The organism is Allobosea sp. P4_C6 (assembly GCF_056402015.1).
The window spans coordinates 1-6,057 of the sequence record NZ_JBFUIF010000097.1; the positions used below are offsets into that span (position 1 = coordinate 1).

General features: G+C 63.6%; 5 protein-coding genes and 1 pseudogene. 1 reads left to right on the top strand and 5 read right to left on the bottom strand.

Translation table 11 applies throughout. The features are described from left to right. From AC1DVA_RS25845 to AC1DVA_RS25855, 3 genes are all read right to left on the bottom strand, one after another. Window positions 1-379: DUF5681 domain-containing protein (locus AC1DVA_RS25845; RefSeq protein ID WP_476807770.1), on the bottom strand; the 379-nt coding region annotated here is incomplete at its 3' end. A gap of 492 nt (window positions 380-871) precedes the next feature. Further along, entirely contained in the window at window positions 872-3,613 is a 2,742-nt protein-coding gene (locus AC1DVA_RS25850) for an autotransporter family protein (RefSeq protein WP_476807771.1), read from the bottom strand. 773 nt (window positions 3,614-4,386) lie between these two features. After that, window positions 4,387-4,650 carry a hypothetical protein gene (locus tag AC1DVA_RS25855; RefSeq protein WP_476807772.1) on the bottom strand — a complete coding sequence of 88 codons (264 nt, stop codon included), beginning with the start codon at window positions 4,648-4,650 and terminating at the stop codon, window positions 4,387-4,389. A 244-nt stretch (window positions 4,651-4,894) separates the two neighbouring features. Between AC1DVA_RS25855 and AC1DVA_RS25860 the strand changes: the two genes are divergently transcribed. Further along, window positions 4,895-5,116: a hypothetical protein gene (locus AC1DVA_RS25860; RefSeq protein WP_265051897.1), complete on the top strand. Its 222-nt coding sequence runs from the start codon at window positions 4,895-4,897 to the stop codon at window positions 5,114-5,116. Between the two features lie 225 nt (window positions 5,117-5,341). On the opposite strand, the gene AC1DVA_RS25865 is transcribed toward AC1DVA_RS25860, so the two are convergent. Together AC1DVA_RS25865 and AC1DVA_RS25870 are read right to left on the bottom strand one after the other, a co-directional pair. Beyond that, window positions 5,342-5,575 (bottom strand): hypothetical protein, encoded by a 234-nt coding sequence (locus tag AC1DVA_RS25865; protein ID WP_265051357.1) that lies wholly within the window; start codon window positions 5,573-5,575, stop codon window positions 5,342-5,344. A 194-nt stretch (window positions 5,576-5,769) separates the two neighbouring features. Further along, window positions 5,770-6,057 (bottom strand): annotated as a pseudogene (locus tag AC1DVA_RS25870) (hypothetical protein); the annotation flags it as partial.

The following is a 6,057-nucleotide window of genomic DNA, read 5'->3' on the forward strand; positions in this document are numbered from 1 at the left end:
TGTGGGCATCGACCAGCCGGCCGAGTTCGGCGGCTTCGGACGGCGTCAGCTCGCCCGCCGCGACCGCCTCCAGGATGGCCTGCGTCGCCTTGGGCAGATCGGCCACCGTCTCGATCCTGGGAAGGTCGAAGGTGACGGGACGGTCGCGACGGGCAGGCGCCAGTCGGTCCATACACAGCCGCAGCGCGGTCATGTCACCGGCCTTGGCAAGCTCCACAGCCCTGCGCGTGAGTTCCTCTGCCTCGCCCTCCAGAATGGCCTCGATGGCGAGTGTGACCTTGTGGCGCGCACCCCTGGGCTTGCCGGCCGGGTTGCCCGACTGGCCCCGCTTGAAGGGCGCGCCCCGCTGTTTTCCCGCTGTATTTTCAGCGCCAACCATCAGACAAAACCTCTAGCGACGATCCATGCGAGGAAGCCGAAGGTGCCCAGGGTCATCGGGAGAGCACCTCTGCTCGCGTCCGAACTCCCAAATCAATTGGCAAATTTGCAATCAATCAGATCATTTGGCTCGCCAGATTATGCAACATCGCCATTGGAAATAACACCCGGGAACGGGCGCCGCCGGTTTAGGGAGGGAATGCCCAGCGGAGCGCTCCCAGCTCGGTCGGACTACTGATGCGCGCGCGTTGATGGCTCGTGACGCTCACAACGTCAGCTTCCGGACGGAGATCGAAGGGGCAAAATCGACCCAACTGAAGATCGGCGTCTGCTGACCGGAGTTGGCCCCATTGCCGACATCTGCAGGGTCCGCTTGCAGGTAAAATGACTGAAGGCAACGTAAGGGCGGCCGGGTTTGGCAGACTCGCGAAGTCCCGCCCCGGCTCGGAACCCATCGTATGAACTGCCTTTGAAGTGTCGGCAGGCGCCGCGCCTACCAGGTGACGCGCAGGCCGAGATTGCCCTTGATGCCGCGGCGATCGTCGCCGCCGAGATTGCTGGTGTAGCTCGCCGCCGCGAAGACGCCGACGTTCGGCGTCACCTGGGCCGCAACGCCGCCGCCGAGTTCCAGCGAGGTGGAGCCGAAGCCGGTTGTAATCGGCGTGACATTGAAGGTCGTCGTGTCGCTGCCGGAAAACGTGCGCCAGACATTGGCGAGGAGATAAGGTTTCAGCGTCATCCCGCCCATCACCCAATCGCCGGTGAGCCGTGCGCCGATCCGGCCGGTCAGCGCATCGTCGGGCGAAAAGCGGACCGCGGAGAAGCGATCGCGCTCCGTTCCAAACGAGACCGATTGCCAGATAAGCTGCGCCTGCGGCTCAAGCGACAGCCCGGCACCGATCTGGATCGGATAGCCGGCCTCGAGCGAACCGGTGAGCCCGGTTCCGTCGGCGCTCATCCCGATGCCGCGGGTCGAGCGCGGATCGCCATCGAACCAAGAGGTCAGCAGCACCGCATCGACATACCAGCCTGACGGACCAATATGGGTCCAGTAGGCGCCGAGGCTGGTTGCATCCATCTTCAGCTTGCCGACCAGCGCCCGCTGCTGGGCGATCGCGAAACCGCGAGCATCGACATCCGCACTGGCGAAGCCGATGAACAGCCCAAGCCGGTCGCGATGGCCGTTATTGTCCCAGCCAAAAAGATCCTGACCGGCCTGGAAGCCGCCGATATTGCCCTTCATCTCGGGCGAGAGCGGGCCTGAGCGACTCTCCTCGGCATGGCGGCCGAAGACACGGCCCCAGGCGCCCGGAAGCGCGCCCGAGCCGAGCAACATGGCTTGATCGCCCTGGCGCTCGTGAAAGGTCCCGAGCGTCGCCAGGCCAAGCTGGCGCGCCACCCCCGGCAACAGCGTGTAGAGCGCCGCCTCGGGGCGGAAGAGCGGGACGGGAGTGCCAGGAGCCGTTACGCCCGGCGGTATCACTCCGGGCGGTGTCACGCCGGGAGGCGTGGGTCCGGGGGTGGTCGGGGGTATCGGGCCGGGCGTGCCGGGCAAGGGCGGCTCTGGGTCAACCGGTCCGGCGACATTGCGCAGGAAAAAGTCATTCTCGTTGCCGGGCGTGACGCCGCCACGAAACAGGAGATACTCGTAAGGCCCCGACGCTACCGGCCCGCTCAGGCCGAATGCCCCGGGAACTGTCGTGCCGCCATTCGTCGTAACGACCACCGGAATGCCGTTGCCTAGTGTGAGATCACCCGGACCGCCGACGTTCGTGACCTGCAGCCCGGAGGTTCCGCTCGCTGTGCCGCCGCCGTTGATGACGAGCCTGTCGGACGGCGAGTTGTCTCCGCCAAGAACGGTGTTGATCGCGATCGTGCCGCCATTTCCCAAGTAGTTCGGCGTCGTCAGAACCGTGCCGGGCGCCGTGCCCGTGCCCATACTCACCAAGCCGGCATTGACCACGCCGGGAATGGTGTGGCTGAAGCCATTGAGGTCGAGCGTTCCGCCGAGCGCGACCGTCACGGCCGAATTTGGGCTGAACGTGTTCGGCCCGCCGGCCCGCAACGTCCCCGCGCTGATGGTGGTCCCGCCGGTGTAGGTGTTGGCGGCTGTAAAGATGGTCGTGCCGGTGCCGTTCTGCTGGAACGCGCCAGAGCCGGAGATCACCCCGCCAAAGCTGAAGGCGTTCGAGCGATTGATGGCGAAGATGCCGTTGTTCGTGACGTCGCCAACGATCGAGCCCGTCTCGCCGCCATTGCCAAGCTGGAGAGTGCCGGCGCTGATGGTGGTCCCGCCGGTGTAGGTGTTGGTGCCGGTCAAAGTGAGCGTGCCCGTACCGTATTTGGCCAGCGGACCGCCGGCGGTCAGGTTCTGCGCGACGGTGAAACTGTTTGCCGCATCGGCGATATCGAAGCCGCCGCCATTCGCGCCCCAGGTGATGGTCCGCGCGGTCGAATTGAACGCGGTGCCGGTGACTTGAAGAATGCCGCCGTTGAAAGTCAGGCCTCCGCTCGCCGCGCCGAGATTGTTGTCCGCCGCGACACTGAGCGTGCCGCCATTGATGGTGGTCCCGCCTGTATAGGTGTTGTCGGCTGTTAAGAGGGTCGTGCCGGCGAGCACGTTGACGGTGCCGGGGCCGCTGATTGCAGGCGCAAACCCGTAATTGGGGGACGTGTGATTGAAATTGATCGTGCCGGTGCCGTCGCCAAATACGACGCCTGCCGCTTCCAGTGTGCCGGGTGCAGCCGCCGCCGTGCTGACGAGCGGGTCCGCGCCGATGTTGAGTGTTCCAGTCGAGCCGGCGGCTAACGCGATCGAAACGGGCTGCCCGCTGGCGACAATGCCGCTATCCGCAATGGTGAGCGTGCCCGTGCCAAGGCCGCCGATAAGGAACCCACCCGGACCCACGTTCCAGGTGGAGGACAGGCCGGTCACGGTCACCGTACCGATCGCGTCGGGAACGAATCCGAGGACGGCGCCAAAGTTACTGTTTACCGTCCCGCCGTCTCGGACGGTCATTGTGCCTGTGCCCCCGGCGCCGGCGCCGACCACCGCGAGGAAGTTAGCGAACGTGCCGGAGACGATCACCGTACCTTGTGAGCCCGGCGCATTGCCCAGCTCCGCAACACCCAACACGTTCAACGTCCCGCCGCTTCGGATGTCGAGCTGTCCTATCCCGTTGACGAACTGTCCTATCCTGAGCGTTCTGGCTACTGCGCCGGGCGTCGGAATCACCGTCGGATTCGGTGCTATAGTATCAATGATTGGCTCTGTGACGGCCCCGGTCAAGCCGGGAGGACCGGCTGTCCAGTTGCTGAACGTAAACCAACTAGCGAAGCCGTCCGTGGTGGTTATTCCCTTCCACTCGGTGACCTGAGCGCGCGCCGAACCCGTAGACGCTGAGAGAAGTGCGATTGTCACTAGCGCCGTGGACGAGCCAAACCTGCAACCTCGTGCCAACAACCGAGGGGGGCGCGTCGTCGCCGCGATAAGCCGCCCATTTCGGTGTTTCGCGCGGGCGCCCGGCAGCATACGTCCCAAATCCATTACCGCGCCCTTTGCGTGCATCCCGCAACGTGATCGGTAGGTGATCGCGTTGCGGCCAGTCGAATCAGAACCAGCGGCAGAATCACATTAGGCTACGCGTGACGATGGTGAGAGGAAGCACCGACGATTATCTACAAAGTGTTACGAGGGCATGTTTGGTGTCAATGTGGACCCACATATTTTGAGGCCCCGTTGCACGAGCGCCACGATTTCAGCTCAAATTTTTAGTCGGCGCAATTACTGGACCGAGTGACGCAGCATTGCGCCCGTCGGGAATGGGTTCTGACCTGCTTGCTGACCTTCAAGCAGGTAGCGTCCGCTTCTGGGCAGCCCGCCAAAGTTTGGTGGCGGCGCGTTTATGCCATCGGTTGCTGCGTGGCTATCCACCCTTAGCCGCGCCATACAACGTCAGCTCTTGGGCACGTTATCGAACGATAAAGCTCCAATTCCGATGAGCCTGATCAGCGCCGCGGGCTGGTCGTTGTTCCGGTCACGCGCCCGCTGGAATCACGGAACGTCGTCGTCCCTTGGCTGTCGGTCGAGGCGCGCCCCGTCGTCCTGCCGTCTGGGCCGTAGAAGTTCTGGTTGCCTTGGCTGTCGGTTGTCGAGCGGCCTGTGACGCGCCCGGAACTGTCGCGGAAGGTCTGCTGCGACTGCTGCGCCCCTGCATCGCCCGCCAGAGCTGCGAGCGTCAGGCCGAAGATGATGGCGGTCGTCCTACTCATGGTCGCCTCCCAGTTCAGTCTGGTTACGGACGCCCGTGATCCGCTCTCGGCGCTACGGCGGGCCGGGCTTTTCCATTCCGGCCGGGAACCTTGGCTTCGCGTCGCGGTTGGCCAAAGGTCTCCTTTCGGTTTGAGCGAACTACCCCGCTTGCGTGCGCAGGCGGGGATTTTCTGATGTCAAAATATATTGCCTCCAGTCGAGATGCATAGATTCTCGCCCGTATCCAGGGCGGAGGAAGGAGCCATGCCATTCTCATCGTCGAGCGACCCCGTCGACCTGGCCCGCGCGCAAGCCGCGCTCGATGCTGCCTGGTCCGAAATACGATCGACCGTCCCCGATGCCGATGACGAGCAAGTGCGGACGAAGCTGGCCTACATCGTCGCGAGCTTGGTCGCCGTAGCTGAAGATGAGGACGATCTGACGCTACGGGCGATCGAGCGATTTCGACGCTCCCTCGTGGCATGAGCATTTTGCCGCGGCGGAACTCCGCTGCGGCTACCTCGTTTTGGCAGTGCTATTGTCGCGACGTGACCCGCGATGGTGGTGGTGGCCACCTGCCCAGATGGCTACCGAAGGGAGCCGGTACAGCCCCCCAGCCCTCGGCTCCCTTCTCCCGCCGATCGGGAAGCTGTAACCGCGAGCGTGGTGCGTTTGCGTTTTTCCGCCCGCGTTTCATTCAACGCCACATGCTCACAATTGTGACGTGCCGTCCTGGTTCGCGGCGACAAATTTCTTTGCTTCGCTCACAAACAATAGCCACGTCGGAACATCGCTGCTCGTCAGGCTGTCAATGAATGCCTTAGCGCCAGTGACAGCGGGTATCGCCTCGTCGAGGGGTTGGTCGGGGTCCAATCGTTTCGCTCGACACATAGCCCGCGCGATACGAATGACCCGGGCACGCTCATGTTCATGCACGTCGTCCATTATGGTCCTCCCAGATTCGCCAATCCGCGCTGCGCCGTCAGAGATGGTCAGGACATCAGAGTGCGGTGAACTTCACGCGACATGCACCTTCCCCGCCCACGCTCTCGCCTTCAGATGGACCGAACCGTCCTCCTGGCGGGGCAATGGCGGTGGAGCGACAGAGAACCAGTCAAACAATGCATTGATCAAACCGCTTAGCGTCTGCCCATTGCAATCTTCGCCGGCGGTCGTAAGCGCAGGCTCACTGCCGCAGCGATCTTGGCCGCTATGTTTGTCTCGAGATCGAAGCCGCTGCCAGCATTTTGGTCCGCTTCATAGCTGCCTGCCCAGATGATCGCGGTCGTTTGCCCATCCAGCAGGCGGCTTGTGATCCTGAGCTTGCCGTCGCCCGCACGGATCACGCCCTCCAGGATATGCCGCCGGCCAAGCTGGCGATCGATTTGTGCGGCGGACGCGGAAGATCCCAAGGCAGCTGAAGTCTG

Coding starts and splice junctions, on each gene's coding strand:
- AC1DVA_RS25860 (WP_265051897.1), top strand. CDS start 4,895: ATGCCATTCTCATCGTCGAGCGACCCCGTCGACCTGGCCCGCGCGCAA.
- AC1DVA_RS25855 (WP_476807772.1), bottom strand. CDS start 4,650: ATGAGTAGGACGACCGCCATCATCTTCGGCCTGACGCTCGCAGCTCTG.
- AC1DVA_RS25865 (WP_265051357.1), bottom strand. CDS start 5,575: ATGGACGACGTGCATGAACATGAGCGTGCCCGGGTCATTCGTATCGCG.